The sequence below is a fragment of the Pseudomonas sp. R45(2017) genome (assembly GCF_002112305.1).
GTDB classification, from domain to species: Bacteria; Pseudomonadota; Gammaproteobacteria; order Pseudomonadales; family Pseudomonadaceae; genus Aquipseudomonas; species Aquipseudomonas paraglycinae.
In genome coordinates this window covers 235472-254138 of record NZ_NEHH01000009.1, presented here as the reverse complement: position 1 = coordinate 254138, position 18667 = coordinate 235472, and the positions used below count along the sequence as shown (strand labels likewise).

General features: G+C 60.7%; 13 protein-coding genes. 7 read left to right on the top strand and 6 right to left on the bottom strand.

Translation table 11 applies throughout. The annotated features are described in order from the left end of the window. Positions 1–100: 100 nt before the first annotated feature. Positions 101–406, bottom strand: coding sequence for a DUF6482 family protein (locus tag CAF74_RS21755; protein WP_074691490.1), 306 nt, complete (start codon positions 404–406; stop codon positions 101–103). 135 nt (positions 407–541) lie between these two features. Then, positions 542–1030, bottom strand: coding sequence for a TIGR00645 family protein (locus tag CAF74_RS21750; RefSeq protein ID WP_007950967.1), 489 nt, complete (start codon positions 1028–1030; stop codon positions 542–544). 162 nt (positions 1031–1192) lie between these two features. Between CAF74_RS21750 and CAF74_RS21745 the strand changes: the two genes are divergently transcribed. Further along, entirely contained in the window at positions 1193–3022 is a 1830-nt protein-coding gene (locus tag CAF74_RS21745; protein WP_085747709.1) for a hypothetical protein, read from the top strand. A 21-nt stretch (positions 3023–3043) separates the two neighbouring features. On the opposite strand, the gene CAF74_RS21740 is transcribed toward CAF74_RS21745, so the two are convergent. Together CAF74_RS21740 and CAF74_RS21735 are read right to left on the bottom strand one after the other, a co-directional pair. Next, on the bottom strand, positions 3044–3373 hold the full coding sequence (locus CAF74_RS21740; protein WP_007950969.1) for a hypothetical protein: 330 nt from the start codon (positions 3371–3373) through the stop codon (positions 3044–3046). 241 nt (positions 3374–3614) lie between these two features. Beyond that, the gene (locus CAF74_RS21735) at positions 3615–6053 is read right to left on the bottom strand and encodes a Lon protease family protein (RefSeq protein WP_085747708.1); all 2439 of its coding nucleotides are present in this window, start codon (positions 6051–6053) and stop codon (positions 3615–3617) included. A 301-nt stretch (positions 6054–6354) separates the two neighbouring features. On the opposite strand from CAF74_RS21735, the gene CAF74_RS21730 reads away from it, so the two are divergent. The 4 genes from CAF74_RS21730 (at position 6355) to CAF74_RS21715 (ending at position 9795) form a co-directional block, all read left to right on the top strand. After that, positions 6355–6843: a DUF3015 domain-containing protein gene (locus tag CAF74_RS21730; RefSeq protein WP_007950971.1), complete on the top strand. Its 489-nt coding sequence runs from the start codon at positions 6355–6357 to the stop codon at positions 6841–6843. Between the two features lie 92 nt (positions 6844–6935). Continuing rightward, positions 6936–8789, top strand: coding sequence for a DUF4105 domain-containing protein (locus CAF74_RS21725; RefSeq protein WP_085668048.1), 1854 nt, complete (start codon positions 6936–6938; stop codon positions 8787–8789). A gap of 84 nt (positions 8790–8873) precedes the next feature. Further along, positions 8874–9230 (top strand): hypothetical protein, encoded by a 357-nt coding sequence (locus tag CAF74_RS21720; RefSeq protein WP_085747707.1) that lies wholly within the window; start codon positions 8874–8876, stop codon positions 9228–9230. 70 nt (positions 9231–9300) lie between these two features. Continuing rightward, positions 9301–9795 carry a GreA/GreB family elongation factor gene (locus tag CAF74_RS21715; protein ID WP_085747706.1) on the top strand — a complete coding sequence of 165 codons (495 nt, stop codon included), beginning with the start codon at positions 9301–9303 and terminating at the stop codon, positions 9793–9795. A gap of 10 nt (positions 9796–9805) precedes the next feature. Here the strand turns inward: CAF74_RS21715 and gdhA are convergent, their stop codons facing one another. Both gdhA and ettA read right to left on the bottom strand, forming a co-directional pair. After that, complete coding sequence (gene gdhA / locus CAF74_RS21710; RefSeq protein ID WP_085747705.1) at positions 9806–11143, bottom strand: NADP-specific glutamate dehydrogenase; 1338 nt, start codon at positions 11141–11143, stop codon at positions 9806–9808. A gap of 193 nt (positions 11144–11336) precedes the next feature. Beyond that, positions 11337–13001 carry an energy-dependent translational throttle protein EttA gene (gene ettA, locus CAF74_RS21705; protein WP_007950976.1) on the bottom strand — a complete coding sequence of 555 codons (1665 nt, stop codon included), beginning with the start codon at positions 12999–13001 and terminating at the stop codon, positions 11337–11339. A gap of 285 nt (positions 13002–13286) precedes the next feature. Between ettA and CAF74_RS21700 the strand changes: the two genes are divergently transcribed. Both CAF74_RS21700 and glyA read left to right on the top strand, forming a co-directional pair. Then, on the top strand, positions 13287–17135 hold the full coding sequence (locus CAF74_RS21700) for a bifunctional diguanylate cyclase/phosphodiesterase (RefSeq protein ID WP_085747704.1): 3849 nt from the start codon (positions 13287–13289) through the stop codon (positions 17133–17135). A 240-nt stretch (positions 17136–17375) separates the two neighbouring features. Then, positions 17376–18629, top strand: a complete 1254-nt coding sequence (gene glyA, locus CAF74_RS21695; RefSeq protein ID WP_007950978.1) for a serine hydroxymethyltransferase — start codon at positions 17376–17378, stop codon at positions 18627–18629. The last annotated feature ends 38 nt before the right edge of the window (positions 18630–18667 follow it).

Here is an 18667-nt window from a genome sequence, read left to right as displayed (position 1 = left end):
CAGGACATGCCGTGCGTACACAGCGCGTCCCGGCGCGCCCGGAACCAAAAGGGCGAGCAGACTAGCACAGATGTTCCGGCATTGATCAGGCCCCGGGGGCCTACAACGCGGATCGCCAGGCCAGCGGCACCTTCAGGCTTTCTTCGCCACTGGCACCAAGACCGCACATTTCATCGTGCACCGAGGTGTGCACCAGGTTGAACGGCAGTACCGGCAAGTTATGCAGCACATCCCGGGCATGTTCAACCGAACGCAGCGTCAGCATTTTCCCCTGCGGATCGCTCAGCGGATACGCCGCACCATGCATCCGGGCCTCCAGCAGATAGATCCCGCCTTCCATGGAGATCAGGTTCAGTTCGTCGACCTTTCTGGCGACGGCGAACGCATTCAACTCTTGCAGGTTCATAAACGCACCTCACGCGGTGGCGAGCCTTGAGACCTACAGGGATAGGCCTTGGCCGATCAAAGCACAAGCCACAAACGACACCGCCCGTCTGTTTCGCAACAGACGGGCGGTTTTGTTACAGCAATCGTCAGCTCATCAGTGCTTGGTGAGCTTGTCCAGATAACCCATGGCAAACGCCGAGATCACGAAGGTCATGTGGATGATCACGTACCACATCAGGTGCTCGGGATCGACGTTCTTGGCATCCATGAAGATCCGCAGCAGGTGGATCGAGGAGATCGCCACGATCGACGCCGCCACTTTCATCTTCAGCGACGAGGAGTCCATGGTGCCCAGCCAGCTGAGCTTCTCTTTGCCTTCATCGATGTTCAGCTCGGACACGAAGTTTTCGTAGCCGGAAATCATCACCATCACCAGCAAGCCGCCAACCAGCGCCATGTCGATCAGCGACAGCAGCACCAGAATCAGTTCGGACTCGGCCATGGAGAAGACATTGGGAATGACATGAAACACTTCCTGGAAGAATTTCAATGCCAGCGCCAGCAGCCCGAGGGACAGCCCGATGTAGATCGGCGCCAGCAGCCAGCGCGTGGCGTACATTGCATTTTCGATAAAGCGTTCCATTGACTCTCACACAAGAAGGGTTGAAATCGGCGGCGAGTATACCAGCCGCCCATGACAGCCAGAAACCGCCCGGAAATCCGCCACCTGCGTGTGTGTGTCAAAGTTTTTCTGCTAGTGTCCAAACCATTGACAGCCCAGCGACAGTGCACAGGAAGACTGGAAATGGATGTGCGATTGCCGATATCGACTGCCGGAATTTGTTTCGCCCTGTTGCTTGGCGGGTGTTCGCCCGGCGATGAAAAACCCGCCGTCAGTCTCGAAGAAAAGACTGCGCAGTTCGAGCAGTCGCTGGACGCCATCACCGACCCCAAACTCAAGGACGCCGTAACCGAACTCGGCGGCTCGCTGCTGTTGCTCGAACGCGCCCAACAGAAGCTCGACAACAAACCGACCCGGACCGAATACGGCGAAGACGCCCTCGGCGTACTCCGGCATTACCCGACACCCCAGGCGCTGGTCGACACGTTCATCAATGGCCTGTTCGTGCTGCACAAGGATTCCAGCTCCGATTACCTCACCGATCTGCAACCGGTGTTCCCCTTCGTGCTCAACATCCCCGGCGGCTTTCTGTTCCCCCATGGCGTGGAGTGGCACTCGGTCACCCTGAGCAACAAACGGGTGATCGCCTATCAGCCGGAATGGTCGGAAACCGATCCGGGCATTCAGTTGAGTCCGTCCAGCTCCAACGTCACCAACCCCGATGACCTGACCGTCACCTACCCGTTCATCGAAGGGCTGAATGTCGACAAGAAGAACCTGCCGCGTCCGGTCAGCCTGCAAGGCCAGGTGGAAGTCATCGCCCCGAAACGCCTGCACAGTTTCAATCTGGATAAAAAGGACGTCGGCCAGACCCGCTCCGACGGCAATCTCAGCGTAACCCTGCTGAAACTGGACACGCACTACGCCGAACTCGAGTTCAGCAACCAGCTGCCGCTCGCCCCGGAAGTCGCCAACATCCGACTCAATCCGTTGATCGTCCAGGCCCGCGACTCGACGGGCCAGTATCTGGTGCGTGCCGGCGCTATCAACGAAAACCCCGAGCAGGTGGCGTTCTATCAAAAACAGCTGGCGTACCTGCAACAGCAAAAAGCCTGGAGCGAGGCGCTGGAAAAGAAGCTGGACGATGAACAACAGGCCTTTGAACAGCAGCATCCGCGCCACTACAACAAGGTGTACTTCAACGGCCCGATCGACAGCCTCGAAGTCAGCCTGCTGGATTTTTCCGAAGCGACCGTCACCCGCAAAGCTCTGGATCTGCCCGTGCGCGAATTCGATCCGCACACCACGGAAAAAACCGTGCAGCCGCTCGACCTGCCGATCACTGTCTACGACGATCAGGCGCCCGAATGGCTCAAAGGCGCGTCCCTGACTGAAGAACAGCTGAAAAGCGGCGTTCATATCCGCCAGTCGGTTGAAGAGCCGAGCGCCGCGCGCATCGAATTCGACCACCGCAAAACCTTCAACGATGAAATGCTCGGCGACGACTTCAGCCCCGGCGAAAGCCCGGTGACGTTCTTCACGGAAAAGCACAACGGCAAACTCGACGAGCCGATCGAACTGCCGCCCGAGGCGTATCAGGTCGATCCACTACAGGCGACCATCACCTACGACCTGAACCTGTTCCCGGAAACCCCGGCGATTGCCGTCGGCTCGATGCCCTTGTTCCTGGCCACGGTGGACAAACAGGTTTATGAAGCCAAGGCCCTGCCCAAGGGTCTGGAAATCAGGAACAACGCGTTGGTGGTGGATTTGAAGCGATACCCGGCCAACGAATGGCGATTCTTCGTCAAGGACGACAGCGGTCATTACCTGAAGCAGATTCTGTCGGTCAGCCACGACGCGAGCGCCGAAGGGCCGGCGTTATTCGGCGTGCATTATTTCTACGGCCGTCCGACGCGCGTGGAAACCTACCAGCGAACCGACCTCGCCACCGTGCAATACGGCTTTGAGGTCAAACTCGACAAGGCGCAGACCCAGGGCGCTGCACCCTGATCGACACTGATGATCGGCACTCTAGTGATCGAAAGTGCCGATGCTGCGTCCGCGTCCACCGTTGATCTGCCGCAACTGCGCCTGCAGATGCAACGACCAGATCTGTGGATCATTGGCCAGCTCATAGCCATGCATCGTCAGGCTTTCAACGATGGTGTCGAGAATCGACTCGGCGGCGATCGGCCCGTGAAACGGGCCCTGGGCCTTGATGGCGGAAGGTTGTTCACCGGCCATGCCGGCGGCGAAGAGCAACGTCCACATGCCGTTATCGCCGGCCAACGGCTTGATGGCGCATTCGATACGGGTCACGAGACCCAGGCATTGACGGGTAAGGCAGAGGTTGCGCGACATGGCGGCGACCCTCGGTAAAGCCGGTGTTCAGCCCTTGCTGAAGAGCTGTTTCGATCCAGTGATACTGTCGATGTCCTTGAGCAGAGAATAGAAGAAAAGTCCGCCGCGCAAGCCGCACAGAACCAGAAGGCGCCGAATGGTCATTGTGTGAATATTGACGCCAGAGTGATGGCACTTTTGCCGACGTTCGCGACAAAACAAAAACGGGAGCCAAGGCTCCCGTTTTGTGACTGCCGCTGACTCAGGCCGGCTTGGCCTCCGCCAGCGCCTCCTGCGCCAGTTCCTTCTCGGCCTCTTTCAGATCCTCTTCGCTGATCATCTCGGCAATCACCCGCAGGCGCTCCACTACCCGCGCGTTGACGCTGCCTTCCGGGAATTCGCCCTCTTCGTTCGGCTCACCGGCCGGCTCGCCCACCAGCAGGCTCAACGCTTCGTCGGCCTGACGCACCGCGTAAACGTGGAACTGCCCGGCACGCACCGCCGCCAGTACTTTCTCATCGAGCATCAAGGTGGCGACGTTGGCCTGCGGAATGATCGCGCCCTGTTCGCCCGTCAGCCCGCGTGCTTCGCAGAGACGGAAGAAGCCTTCGATCTTCTCGTTGACCCCGCCCACCGCCTGCACTTCACCGAACTGGTTGATCGAGCCGGTGATCGCGAAGCATTGCTTGAGCGGGGTTTTCGACAACGCCGAAATCAGCGTGCACGCCTCGCCCAGCGACGCACTGTCGCCATCGACGTAGCCGTAGGATTGCTCGAGCGCGATGCTCGCGGAAATCGCCAGCGGGAATTCCTGGGCGTAACGGCTGCCCAGATACCCGGTGAGGATCATCACGCCCTTGGAGTGAATCGGCTGGCCAAGGTTGACCTCGCGCTCGATGTCGACGATGCCGCTGCCGCCCGGGTACACCGTGGCGGAAATCCGCGCCGGCACACCAAACGCCGAGTCGCCGACTTCGAGCACGGTCAGCCCGTTGCACTTGCCGACTGCGGCGCCGTCGGTGTCGATCAGAATGATCCCCGCCAGCATGTCATCGAGAATCCGCGCCGACACCCGACCGGTACGAGTAGCCTTGGCCTTCAGGGCACGCTCGATGTGGCCGGCGTCGGTCATTTCATCGTTGGCCAGATGCCGGATGAAATCCGCCTCGCTGACCAGCTGGAACAAATCGCCGATCCGCGCCGACAAACGCCCCTGGTGTTCGGCCAGACGCGCACTGTAAGTCGCCAGACGCGCCACCGCGTCGGCGGTCAGCGGCGCCATGCCTTCTTCCGAAGTACGGGTTTTCAGCAACTGGGCGAACTGCTCCAGGCTTTCGTCGACCATCGGGATGTCTTCGTCGAAGTCCACCAGAACGCGGAACATCTCCTGGAAGTCCGGATCGAGGTCCTGCAACGTGTAATACAGCTGACGGGCACCGATGATGATCACTTTGACCTGCAGCGGAATGTGCTGCGGGTTGAGCGTCACGGTGGCGAAACGGCCCATCTCGCCCAGCGGCGATTCCATCTTCAACTTGCGCGATTGCAGGGCGCGCTTCAGCGCATCCCATACGAATGGCTCGCCGAGCATTTTTTCCGCTTCAAGAATCAGGAAACCGCCGTTGGCGCGGTGCAGTGCACCCGGACGCAACTGGCGATAGGTGGTGTAGAGCGCGCCCTGATCGGTGGTGTACTCGATACGGCCGAACAGGTTTTCGTAGGTCGGATGCGGCTCGAACACCACCGGCGCACCGCCGCTGGCCGGATGGCCGACCACCAGGCTCGGGGCGTATTGCTCTTCCAGCAGCTTGCGGGCGACAGCGTCGGTCTTGCTGTCATCGACCAGTTGCTCGACCACGGTTTTCAGCAGATAGACCTGCATCGCTTGCAGGTAACCGCAGACGGCAGCGTTTTCCGCGTACTTCTCCGACAGCGGTGCGAGCAAGGGCTGCAAGGCCAGGGTGATGGTTTCTTCGTTGAGCTGACGCAGTTGGTTGCTCGACTCGCGCTTCCACTGCGGCAGGCTGGCGAGTTCTTCGTTCAGGCGTTCTTCGAGGCCGGAAATATCGTCGTGAAAGCGTTCGCGCTCGGCTTCCGGCAATTGGGCGAATTCGGCTTCGTCCAGCGCCTTGCCTTCAAGCATCGGGGTGAAGGCGATGTTACTGCTGTCACGGTACAGGGCGACGTCTTTTTCCAGGGCCAGACGTTCGATGACGTCCAGCGCCTTGTCGTAGCGCTGGTTGAAGGCGCGGTCGATAGCGCTCTTCTTCTGCTGGTAGGACGGGTGTTCGAACACCGCAGGAAAGGTCGCCAGCAGGTTATCGATCAGGCCGTTGATATCGCCGATGAAGGCACCCGCGCTGCCCGACGGCAATTCCAGGGCGCGGGGCTCGCGCGGCTCATCGAAATTGTTGACGTAGACCCAGTCCGCCGGGGTCTGCAGGCGTTTGCCTTCGGCCTTCAGGTAGCGTTTGACGAACGAGAACCGGCCGGTGCCGGGCTCGCCCATGACGAACACGTTGTAACCGGGGCGTGGCATGGCCACACCGAACTGCAAGGCTTCGACCGCACGTTCCTGGCCGAGCACACCGCGAAAGGGCTCCAGATCATTGGTGGTAGTGAAGCTGAACTGTTCAGCGGAAAACGGACGGGTCAGCGCTTCGGGCGCTAGACGCAAGCTGGCAGCAACAGGATCAGGCATCGGGCTTCCTTAACAATCAGGCGGGGCAGATAGCGGCATTCTGGCGCTGCCCGAGCCCCACTGGCAAGGCGCGCCACACGACAAAGCATAGACAACCGGCCAACCATGACCCAGCCCCAGTGAAACCGGGGTTATCACCAAATCTTTTGTAAAAAATCACGGAACCCCGGGAACGTGCCTAAACTCCAAACTGCGCGGCTGGAACTAATACCGGCCCACTGGCTTCGTTTTGATCTGTTTCGTACAGAGCTTGGGGGGCCAGAACCCTGTCCATTGGTATGCACATAAAGAGAACAAAGCTATGAAACGGATTCTTCTCGGTACTCTCTTCACCGCTGTATCCATCAACGCAATGGCGCAAGCTCCAGGCGGCCCGGATTGCGGTTGGGGCAACATGCTGTTCGAAGGTCAGCGTGGCACTCCGGCTCACTTCCTGGCATCCACCACCAACGGCACCTCCGGCAACGCCACGTTCGGCATGACGTCCGGCACCAACGGTTGCTCCACCAACGCTTCGCTGACCTATGGCGGCAAATCCTGGTTTGCCATGAATGGCATGATGAACGAGCTGTCCGAAGACATGGCAAAAGGCAACGGCGAAGCGCTGACGACCTATGCCGTGGTACTGGGCGTGGCGCCGGAAGACCGTGCGCACTTCGCCGCCGTCACTCACGAGCACTTCCAGCAGATCTTCAGCAAGGCTGACGTGACCGCCGAAGACGTGCATACCAACACCCTGGCCGTTCTGAAGGCAGACCCACGTCTGGCCAAGTACGCGACTCAGGCTTAAGCTCGACCCACCCGCTTCCTTCGGGAAGCGGGTTTTATTTTTTCGGCCCGCCCTTCCTGGGCTTTGTTTCTTTTCGACTTAAGTTGCCATTTATGCTCAAACGCCTTGCCTGGTTGGCGCTGTGTGTCTGCGCCCCGCTGTCCGCCGCGCCTCACATCGACCCTCAACGTTTGCAGCAACTGGCCAACGACCGCTTCTGGATTTCCCTCGGTCATTACGAAACCGCCAAGCTCGGTGGCTGGCGCAGCTACGTCAGCGACAAAAAATTCTTTCTTGCCCCCGATGGCAACGAACACCCCGACCACGAACTGGCCGCCACCGTGCAAGCGCTGTACGCCCCGGCCAGTCTCGGTGAGCAACACGCCCAGTGCGTTTACCCGGCACGCACCCGCTGGTTGAAAGATCAACTCAACCTGACCGACTTGCCGACGCCGGACTGCGCCGAATTCAAGAAGTGGTTCAAGGACGTCTCGCCCCACAGCGCGGTGATGATTTTCCCGGCGGCCTACCTCAACAGCCCGTCGTCGATGTTCGGTCACACCCTGCTGCGCATCGACCAGGCCGACGTGCAAAGCGACAAGACTTCGTTGCTCAGTTACGCGATCAACTTCGGCGCCTACATCGAAGGCTCGGACAACAGCATCCTGTACGCCTGGAAAGGCCTGATGGGCGGTTATCCGGGATTGTTCGCGCTGGTGCCCTATCAGGAAAAACTCTCGGAATACCGCAGCCTGGAAAACCGCGACCTTTGGGAATACCGGCTCAATCTGACGCAAGCCGAAACAGCGCGGATGGTCGAGCATGTGTGGGAGCTGAAGCAGATCCAGTTCGACTACTTCTTCTTCGATGAAAACTGCTCCTATCGCCTGCTGGAACTGTTGCAGGTGGCGCGCCCGAGCCTGCGCCTGACCGAGCAATTCCCGCTGACGGCGATCCCCACCGACACCGTCAAAGCGGTGAAGGAAGCCGGGCTGGTCGAGCACATCGAATATCGTCCGTCCCGCGAGCGCGAACTGCTCAGCCGTGCCGAGCCCTTGAGCGGCGAAGAACAGGACTGGGTGCTGAAAGTCAGCGCCGACCAGCAGCAATTGCAGGATCCAGCCTTCCAGGCCCTGCCCCGGGATCGCCAGGCGCTTATTGTTGACGCGGCGTATCGGCTGGAGCGCTACCGCGCCAATGGCCAGGAGCGTGATCCACAGCGGGCGCAGCGCAGTTTCGAACTGCTGCGGGCGATCAACAAGAACCCGGCGCCGGAGCTGCAAATTCCACAACCGGGTCTGCCCGAGGACGGCCATGAATCGCGCACCTGGCAGGCCGGTCTCGGCACTCGGGGTGACCGCGCATTCGGCGAGTACGGCTTGCGCATGGCCTATCACGACCTCAACGACAACGCCGAGAGTTTCCCCCTCGGTGCGCAGATCGAAATCCTTCAGATGAAGCTGCGCCAGTACGAAGGCAATCACTGGCAGTTCCAGCAACTGGATCTGGCGACCATCCGCTCGCTGACGCCGCGCAACGCGCTGTTGCAGCCGCTGTCGTGGCAGGTCACCGGTGGTCTTGAGCGTGTACCGGGCAAGCATGATGACGAGACGCTGGTCAGCCACGTCAACGGTGGCGGCGGCGGCACCTGGGCGCTGGGTGACGATGTGCTGGGGTTCGCCCTCGGTACGGTGCGCGTTGAACACAACAATGATTTCGCCGAGTTCGTTTCCCCCGCAGGCGGTTTCAATACCGGCGTACTGTGGAAAAACCCGTTGGGCAATCTCAGCCTGGAGGCCAAAGGCGATTACTTCTTCAATGGTGAAGTGCGCCGTAGCCTGAGTCTGAACCAACAGTGGGAACTGTCGCGCAACCTCGGCCTGCGCCTGAGCGCCCAGCGCGAGTTCAGCCACCTGGCAACGCCGGAGACCGAGGTGATGCTGGAAGTGAAGTGGTATCACTACTGAGGTTTTGATCTTTCTTTCACGCCCCATCGACGAATCCGCTTCTAGACTTTCCCTATCAGCCGTTTAACGGCCCGGGAGAGTGTGATGTGGCGGTGTGCGGTTTTTGCGGGTGTGTTGCTGGTGCTGGGTGGCTGTCAGAGCACCCACGAAGATCTGATCGCCAAGGGTTTTCCACCGGCGTTCGCCGACGGTTTCGATGACGGGTGCATCAGCGGTCGCCAGGCGGCCGGCTCGATCAGCGGCGAGTTTCGCAAGAACGTGCCGCGCTATCTCAAGGACAAGCAATACGCCGAGGGCTGGAGCGACGGCTTCCGCCAATGTCAGGCGATGCTGGAAAACAAGGATCGCGAACAGTATCGCAACGAACACTGGGACGAACGCGAGCGCGCCTGGCAGCAGGAAAAGGATCAGGGCGCAGCGCGGGCCTATCGTTCGCAGTAGGTCGCTTCCAGACATCCAGCGAAACCTTTTGCCTGCGACCATGGCCCAACGGCTATAACAGGAGCCCACCATGAGTCGCGCTTTCGTCAACGAAGACAACGCCGCTGCGCAAGCCGATCAGCCGGTCGAACGGCAGGTCAGCACGCTGCCCAATTACGTCACGCCGCAAGGCCTTGCCCAGTTGCAGGCGAAAGTCGCCGAGCTGCAAAGCCTGCACGCCGAACAATCCGCCAAGGGCGAACAGGCCGACAAGCAGCGGCTGGCCGATCTCGAACGGGATTTGCGTTATTTCAATCAACGGGTCGGCAGCGCTCAGGTCGCGCCGGCCCCGACGTCGAACGACAAGGTGCAGATCGGCAGTTGGGTGACCTACGCCGACGAACACGACACCGAGCGTCGGGTGCAACTGGTCGGCGAGGATCAGGCTGATGCGGCCAACGGGCTGATCAACTGGGCTTCACCGCTGGGCCGCGCGCTGCTTGGCGCGCGGCTCAACGATGAAGTGCTTTGGCAGCGCCCGGCCGGTGATCAACTGATTGAAGTGATCCGCATCGAGCGCTCTTGAGCACCGTTGCTTAAACCACGCCTTGCGCCAGCATCGCGTCGGCGACTTTGACGAAGCCCGCGATGTTCGCGCCTTTGACGTAGTTGATCCGGCCGTTTTCCTCACCGTAATGCACGCAGGCGTGGTGGATCGACTGCATGATTCCGTGCAGCTTGCTGTCCACCTCGCCGCCGGTCCACAGCAGGCGCATGGCGTTCTGCGACATTTCCAGACCGCTCACCGCCACGCCGCCGGCATTCGATGCCTTGCCCGGCGCGAACAGAATGCCGGCTTCGATAAAGAGATCCACAGCCTCGAGGGTGGTCGGCATGTTCGCGCCTTCGGCCACGCAGATGCAGCCGTTGCGCAGCAAGGTGCGGGCGGATTCCGCGTCGAGTTCGTTCTGGGTCGCGCATGGCAGCGCGATGTCGCACGGCAACGACCATGGCAATTGACCGGCGCGGAACTCCAGGCCGAATGCCGCCGCCAATTCGCTGATCCGTCCGCGCTTGACGTTCTTCAGTTCCAGCAGCGCCAGCCACTGTTCTTCGCTCAGGCCCGCCTCGCAATAGAGCGTGCCTTCGGAGTCGGACAGGGAAATCACCTTGCCGCCCAGGTCCATCACTTTGCGAGCCGCGTATTGCGCGACGTTGCCGGAACCGGAGATCGCCACGCGTTTGCCTTCGACGGTCTGCTCGCGGCGCTTGAGCATTTCCTCGGCGAAGTACACGCAACCGAAACCGGTGGCTTCCGGGCGGATCAGACTGCCGCCATAGGTCATGCCTTTTCCGGTCAGCACGCTGGTGAACTGGTTGCTCAGGCGTTTGTACTGGCCGAACAGGAAACCGATCTCCCGTGCGCCGACACCGATATCACCGGCCGGCACGTCCACATCGGCACCGATGTGGCGGTACAGTTCGCTCATGAACGCCTGGCAGAAACGCATGACTTCGGCGTCGCTCTTGCCCTTCGGATCGAAGTCCGAACCGCCCTTGCCGCCGCCCATGGGCAATGAGGTCAGGGAGTTCTTGAAGGTCTGTTCGAAGGCGAGGAATTTCAGTACGCCCATATTCACCGAAGGGTGGAAGCGCAAACCGCCCTTGTACGGGCCGATGGCGCTGTTCATCTGGATGCGGAAACCGCGATTGACCTGAACCTTGCCCTGATCGTCGACCCACGACACGCGGAACACCACCGCCCGCTCCGGCTCGCAGATGCGCTCCAGAATCCCCGAGGTCAGATAGTGCGGATTGGCTTCGAGAAACGGCCACAGGCTGCGCAGGACTTCTTCGACGGCCTGGTGGAATTCGGGTTGATCCGGATCGCGTTTTTTCAGACGGGCGAGGAAGGATTCGACGGATTCGATCATGGGAAAAGTCTCGGCAGATTTGTTGTCGTTGGAAGCGATTGAGCCGGACTGTAACAAACGACATGTACACAGCAACAGACAAAAATGTCGCATTTATGAAAACAAATAGTACACAAGGTATAAAACAGCCTGCATTGCAGGCAAAAAAAAGCGGAGCCCGAAGGCTCCGCTTTTTCATGCAACCAACCCGTAATCAGGCCAGTTTCTTGTGGCGTACCCGGTGTGGCTGGGCCGCTGCTTCGCCGAGGCGCTTTTTGCGATCGGCTTCGTACTCGGTGTAGTTGCCTTCGAAGAACACCGCCTGCGAGTCGTCTTCGTACGCCAGGATGTGAGTCGCGACGCGGTCAAGGAACCACCGATCGTGAGAGATCACAATGGCAGCGCCCGGGAAGTCCAGCAGGGCTTCTTCCAGGGAACGCAGGGTTTCAACGTCGAGGTCGTTGGACGGTTCGTCGAGCAGCAGGACGTTGCCGCCCTCCTTCAGGGTCAGCGCCAGGTGCAGACGACCGCGCTCACCACCGGACAGGTCCTTGACGAACTTCTGCTGATCGCCGCCCTTGAAGTTGAAACGACCGACGTAGGTACGCGACGGGATCTCGTAGTTGCCGATGCGGATCTGGTCGGAACCGTCGGAGATCTGCTGGAACACGGTCTTGCTGCCGTCCAGGTCTTCGCGGCTCTGATCCACGCAGGCCAGTTGTACGGTTTCGCCGATTTCGATGCTGCCGGAGTCCGGGGTTTCCTTGCCCATCAGCATGCGGAACAGGGTCGACTTACCGGCACCGTTACCGCCGATCACGCCGACGATGGCGCCTTTCGGCATGGAGAACGACAGATTGTCGATCAGCACGCGATCGCCGTAGCCCTTGGTGACGTTCTTGAATTCGATGACCTTGTCGCCCAGGCGCGGACCGGCCGGGATGTAGATCTCGTTGGTTTCCGAACGCTTCTGGAATTCCTGCGACTGCATTTCTTCGAAGCGTTGCAGACGTGCCTTGGATTTCGACTGGCGGGCCTTGGCGCCTTTGCGCACCCACTCCAGTTCTTCCTTCATGGCTTTTTCGTGGGCCGATTGCTGCTTGGATTCCTGGGCCAGACGATCGGACTTGGCTTCCAGCCAACCCGAGTAGTTGCCCTCGTAAGGAATGCCCGCGCCGCGGTCGAGTTCCAGAATCCAGCCGGCAACGTTGTCCAGGAAGTAACGGTCGTGCGTGATCGCTACCACAGTGCCCGGGAAGTCGTGCAGGAAGTGTTCGAGCCACGCAACGGAGTCGGCGTCCAGGTGGTTGGTCGGTTCGTCGAGCAGCAGCATGTCCGGGGCGGACAGCAGCAGACGGCACAGGGCCACACGACGTTTTTCACCACCGGACAGGTGCTCGACCTTGGCGTCCCAGGCCGGCAGACGCAGCGCATCGGCGGCGACTTCCAGCTGGCGCTCCAGGTTGTGACCGTCGCTGGCCTGCAGGATCGCTTCGAGCTTGGCCTGTTCGGCGGCCAGCTTGTCGAAGTCGGCGTCCGGGTCGGCGTAAGCGGCGTAGACCTCGTCCAGACGCGCTTGCGCATCCTTGATCACGCTGACCGCTTCCTCGACCACTTCACGCACGGTCTTGGTCGGATCCAGTTGCGGCTCTTGCGGCAGGTAACCGATGTTCAGTTCCGGCATCGGGCGCGCTTCGCCCTCGAACTCGGTGTCGACGCCGGCCATGATTTTCAGCAGCGTGGATTTACCCGAACCGTTGAGGCCGAGTACGCCGATCTTGGCGCCGGGGAAGAAAGACAGCGAAATGTTTTTCAGGATTTCCCGCTTCGGCGGAACAACTTTGCCCAGCCGATGCATGGTGAAGACGTATTGAGCCATGGAGAACCTTGGGTCAGTGACAGATGAATGATTGGAGCGCAGGCGATGCCCGGCCAGACCGATGCGCGTCGTTCACTTGATGGTCATCAATGCGTGCGCGCTGAAAAAGTCTGAGTCTAGGAGCTGGAACGCTCCCGCGTAACCGGCAAAGCTACCTGAATGACCGATGGCAGTCCAGCCGAGTGGGGCTGGCACTTCGCCACAACTCAAGGCATGCTAGCCGCCCTTGGGCGTCCGGCTTATAGTGCACGTCGCGCCAGTCCAGCCAGACCGCAGGATTACAGCTTGTCCAACGTCACTCCGCCAGCCTCTGTGAGCAGCACCCAACCGGCGCCCGGCTCGTCCCTGCGCGGAACATTGAAAGGCGCGCTGGCGACGCTGGTGCTTTTGCTGCTGGCGCTGCTGTTCTGGCAGCTGCTCGATCAACTGCGTGAAACCCAGAAAAACCAGCGTCAGTACACCATCGACTACACCGCCGACCTCGCCGCGCAGGTCAGCCTGAACATGGCGTTGAACGCGCAGATCGCCCTCAACCTGCTACCGATCGTCGAACAACCGCAGTCGGCCGACGAACAGCAGGCGCTGCTGCGCAAACTTCAGAAGTCGCTGCCCGACCTGCGCAGCCTGGCCCTGCTCAGCCCCTCCGGAAAAATCCTCAGCGACAGCGCGACTGACAGCCAAGACGCCGATTACCTCAGCGATCTGGTACGCCGCAGCCGCGCTCAGGCGCATTATTTCAGCAATGACGACGACGGCTCGGTGGTGCATCTGCTGTTGCATCAGGCCAGTGGCAGCACTCGCGGTTACTGGGCACTGCGGCTGACACCCACCTTCTTTAAAGCACTGACCAAACAAGGCGAAACCGGTATCCGTCCCCTGTGGCTGGTGGAAAATCGCATCAACCATCAGATCATCAGCCGCGACGAAGCGATGCCCATCGGCAGCACCAGCGTCCTGACCCCGGACGATCTGGCCAACAGCGTGCTGACCGTGCCGCTGAGCAGCAGCGACTGGCAACTGCGTGGCCTGTTCGACCGTCAACATGTGCTCGAACAACTGCTGCCGGCGTTCATCGGCAAATGCCTGTTGGGCCTGGCGCTCTCGCTGCTGCCGTTCATCGCGCTGCTCAATATGCGCCGCCGTCAGCGTCAGGTGCATGAAGGGCGTCGGCGTTATCAGGATATTTTCGAAGGCACCGGCGTGGCGTTGTGCGTGCTGGATCTTTCGGGGCTCAAGCTGATTTTCGAGAAAGCCCAGATCCAGACCAGCGACCAGCTCAAGGCCTGGCTCGACCAGCCGGCGCAGCGCCAGCAATTGCTCCACGAACTGCGGGTCACCGAGGTCAACCAGGTCGCGCTGCAACTGCTCAATGTCAATTCCTGCGATCACGCCTGGCAACTGTTGATCGACGGTCAGCCGCACAGTCAGTGCGCCATCGGCAATCAGGTGCTCGACGCCGTGCTCCAGCAGCAAAAGCAGCTGGAACTGGAAATCAAACTCCCGGACATCAATGGCCGCGACCAGCACCTGTGGCTGGTGCTGCGCCTGCCGCAGGAACAGCACGACTACAAGGCCGTGATCCTGAGCATCAACGACATCACCAGCCGCAAGCTGATCGAACTGTCGCTGCTGGAGCGCGAAGGTTTCTGGTCGGACGTGGTGCGTACCGTGCCGGATCACCTGTATGTGCAGGACGTGATCAGCCAGCGGATGATCTTCAGCAACCACCACCTCGGCCAGACTCTCGGTTACAACCGCACCGAACTGCATCAGATGGGCGAGTACTTCTGGGAAATCCTCCTGCACCCGGAAGACGCCGACTATTACCATCGCTCGCGGCAGATGCAGCGTCACGCTGGTTACAGCCAGTTGTTGCAATGTCAGCTGCGCTTCCGTCATCGCGACGGCAAGTGGCGGCGCTTCGACATTCGCGAACAGGCGCTGGCCCGGGACAAGCACGATCAGGTCACGCGGATCATCGGCGTGGCCAAGGACATCACCGAGCAGATCGAAGCCAGCGAATCGTTGCGCGACAGCGAACAACGCTACCGGATGCTCGCCGAAAGCATCAGCGACGTAATCTTCTCCACCGACAGCAAGCTCTCGCTGAACTACGTCAGCCCGTCGGTGCAAGCGGTGCTGGGTTATGACGCCGAATGGATTTTCCAGAACGGCTGGCAATCGACCATCGCCAACCCGCAGCAACTGAGCGGCATCTATCACCTGATGGATCGGGTCAGCAAAGCTCTGGGCAAACCCGAGCAACTGGTGATTTTGCGCAGCCAGGTGCAGACCCAGATGTTCCTGTTCGACTGCCTGCGCGCCGACGGTCGCAAGATCCCGATCGAACTGCGTCTGGTGCTGGTGTGGGACGAACATGGCGCCTTCGAAGGCGTGCTCGGGGTCGGTCGCGATATCAGCCAGCAGCGCCGTGCGGAGAAAGACCTGCGCATGGCGGCCACGGTATTCGAGCACTCGACTTCGGCGATCCTGATCACCGACCCGGCCGGTTACATTGTCCAGGCCAACGAGGCGTTCAGCCGGGTCAGCGGCTACGCGGTGAGCGAAGTGCTCGACCAGTTGCCGAACATGCTGACCGTCGACGAACAGCAGGACGCGCACCTGCGCTACGTGCTCAAGCAGTTGCATCAGCACAGCACCTGGGAAGGTGAAGTCTGGCTCAAGCGCCGCAACGGCGAGCATTACCCTGCATGGGTCGGCATCACCGCCGTGCTCGATGACGAGGGCGATCTGGCCAGTTACGTGTGCTTCTTCAGTGACATCAGCGAGCGCAAGGCCAGCGAGCAGCGGATTCACCGCCTCGCCTACTACGACGCCCTGACTCACCTGCCGAACCGCACGCTGTTCCAGGATCGCCTGCACACCGCGCTGCAATCGGCCGAACGGCAGAAGTCGTGGGTGGTGCTGATGTTCCTCGACCTCGACCGATTCAAACCGATCAACGACTCCCTCGGTCACGCCGCCGGCGACCGCATGCTCAAGGACATGGCCACGCGCTTGCTGGCCTGCGTCGACGATGACGACACCGTGGCGCGGATGGGCGGCGACGAATTCACCCTGTTGCTGCAACACCGCTCCAGCCGCGAAATGGCACTGAACCGTGCGATCCACGTGGCCGAGCAGATCCTTGCCAGTCTGGTGCGACCGTTCGTGCTCGAAGGCCGCGAGTTCTTCGTCACCGCCAGTATCGGCATCGCCCTGAGCCCGCAGGACGGCAACGAACTCAGCCAGCTGATGAAGAACGCCGACACCGCGATGTACCACGCCAAGGAGCGCGGCAAGAACAACTTCCAGTTCTATCAGGCCGACATGAACGCCAGTGCGCTGGAACGTCTGGAACTGGAAAGCGACCTGCGCCACGCGCTGGAGCAGAACGAATTCGTGCTGTACTACCAGCCGCAGTTCAGCGGCGACGGCAAACGCCTGACCGGTGCCGAAGCCCTGCTGCGCTGGCGTCATCCGCGTCGCGGGCTGGTGCCGCCGGGGGATTTCATCCCGGTGCTCGAAGAACTCGGGCTGGTGGTGGACGTCGGCGACTGGGTGATCAGCGAGGCCTGCCGTCAGCTCAAGACCTGGCACCAGAGTCGCGTGCGCGTGCCGAAGGTCTCGGTGAACATTTCCGCCCGGCAGTTCTCCGATGGCCAGCTCGGCACGCGGATCGCCACCATCCTCAAGGAAACCGGCCTGCCGCCGGCGTGCCTGGAGCTGGAGCTGACCGAAAGTATTCTGATGCGCGAAGTCAGCGAGGCGATGCAGATCCTTGCCGGCCTGAAGAACCTCGGCCTGAGCATCGCGGTCGACGACTTCGGCACCGGTTACTCGTCGCTGAACTACCTCAAGCAATTCCCGATCGACGTACTGAAGATCGACCGCACCTTCGTCGACGGCCTGCCGTCCGGCGAGCAGGACGCGCAGATCGCCCGGGCAATCATCGCCATGGCCCACAGCCTGAATCTGGCGGTGATCGCCGAGGGCGTGGAAACCCATGAACAACTGGACTTCCTGCGCGAGCATGGTTGCGACGAGGTTCAGGGTTATCTGTTCGGGCGGCCGATGCCGGCGGGACGGTTCGAGGCGCAGTTCAGCAATGATGCGCTGTTCATGTTCGACTGAGACTTTGTGGGGAAGCCATCGCCAGCAGGCTGGCTCCCACAAGGATTGATGCCGATCAGGGAATTTGCAGGCTATCGCGATTACTGTGGGAGCCAGCCTGCTGGCGATTTGGCCGGCACAATCACCGTATATCCACGCATGAACGCCACTTGTCTGCGACATGATGTCGTTTCATATGCCATCCAAAACCCGATGGGTTAGAATGCCCCCCTTTTCTGCCCCCGATCCTTGAGGACCGCCATGTTCAGCCGTGATTTGACTATTGCCAAGTACGACGCCGATCTTTTTGCCGCCATGGAGCAAGAAGCCCAGCGCCAGGAAGAACACATCGAGCTGATCGCTTCGGAGAACTACACCAGCCCAGCGGTGATGGAAGCTCAAGGCTCGGTACTGACCAACAAGTACGCCGAAGGCTACCCGGGCAAGCGCTACTACGGTGGTTGCGAGTACGTCGACGTCGTTGAGCAACTGGCCATCGACCGCGCCAAGGAACTGTTCGGCGCCGACTACGCCAACGTTCAGCCGCACGCAGGTTCCCAAGCCAACGCCGCTGTCTACCTGGCCCTGCTGTCGGCCGGTGACACCATCCTGGGCATGAGCCTGGCTCACGGCGGTCACCTGACCCACGGCGCCAGCGTTTCCTCCTCCGGCAAGCTGTACAACGCCATCCAGTACGGCATCGACGCCAACGGCCTGATCGACTACGACGAAGTCGAGCGTCTGGCGGTTGAACACAAGCCGAAAATGATCGTGGCCGGTTTCTCTGCCTACTCGCAGATCCTCGACTTCCCGCGCTTCCGCGCCATCGCCGACAAGGTTGGCGCCTACCTGTTCGTCGACATGGCTCACGTAGCCGGTCTGGTCGCCGCTGGCGTCTACCCGAACCCGGTTCCGTTCGCTGACGTCGTGACCACCACCACCCACAAGACCCTGCGCGGTCCACGTGGTGGCCTGATCCTGGCCAAAGCCAACGCCGACATCGAGAAGAAGCTGAACTCCGCCGTATTCCCGGGCGCCCAGGGTGGCCCGCTGGAGCACGTGATCGCCGCCAAAGCGATCTGCTTCAAGGAAGCACTGCAGCCGGAGTTCAAGGCTTACCAGCAACAAGTGGTGAAAAACGCCCAGGCCATGGCCGGCGTGTTCATCGAGCGCGGTTTCGACGTGGTTTCCGGCGGTACTGAAAACCACCTGTTCCTGCTGTCGCTGATCAAGCAGGAAATCTCCGGTAAAGACGCCGACGCCGCTCTGGGCAAAGCGTTCATCACCGTAAACAAGAACTCCGTGCCAAACGACCCACGCTCCCCGTTCGTCACCTCCGGTCTGCGCTTCGGTACTCCGGCTGTGACCACTCGCGGCTTCAAGGAAGCAGAGTGCAAAGAGCTGGCTGGCTGGATCTGCGACATCCTGGCTGACCTGAACAACGAAGCGGTGATCGACGCCGTTCGTGAGAAAGTCAAAGCCATCTGCAAGAAACTGCCGGTATACGGCGCTTAATTGCGACGGTAAAACCGCAGCATGAAAAACCGGCCAGT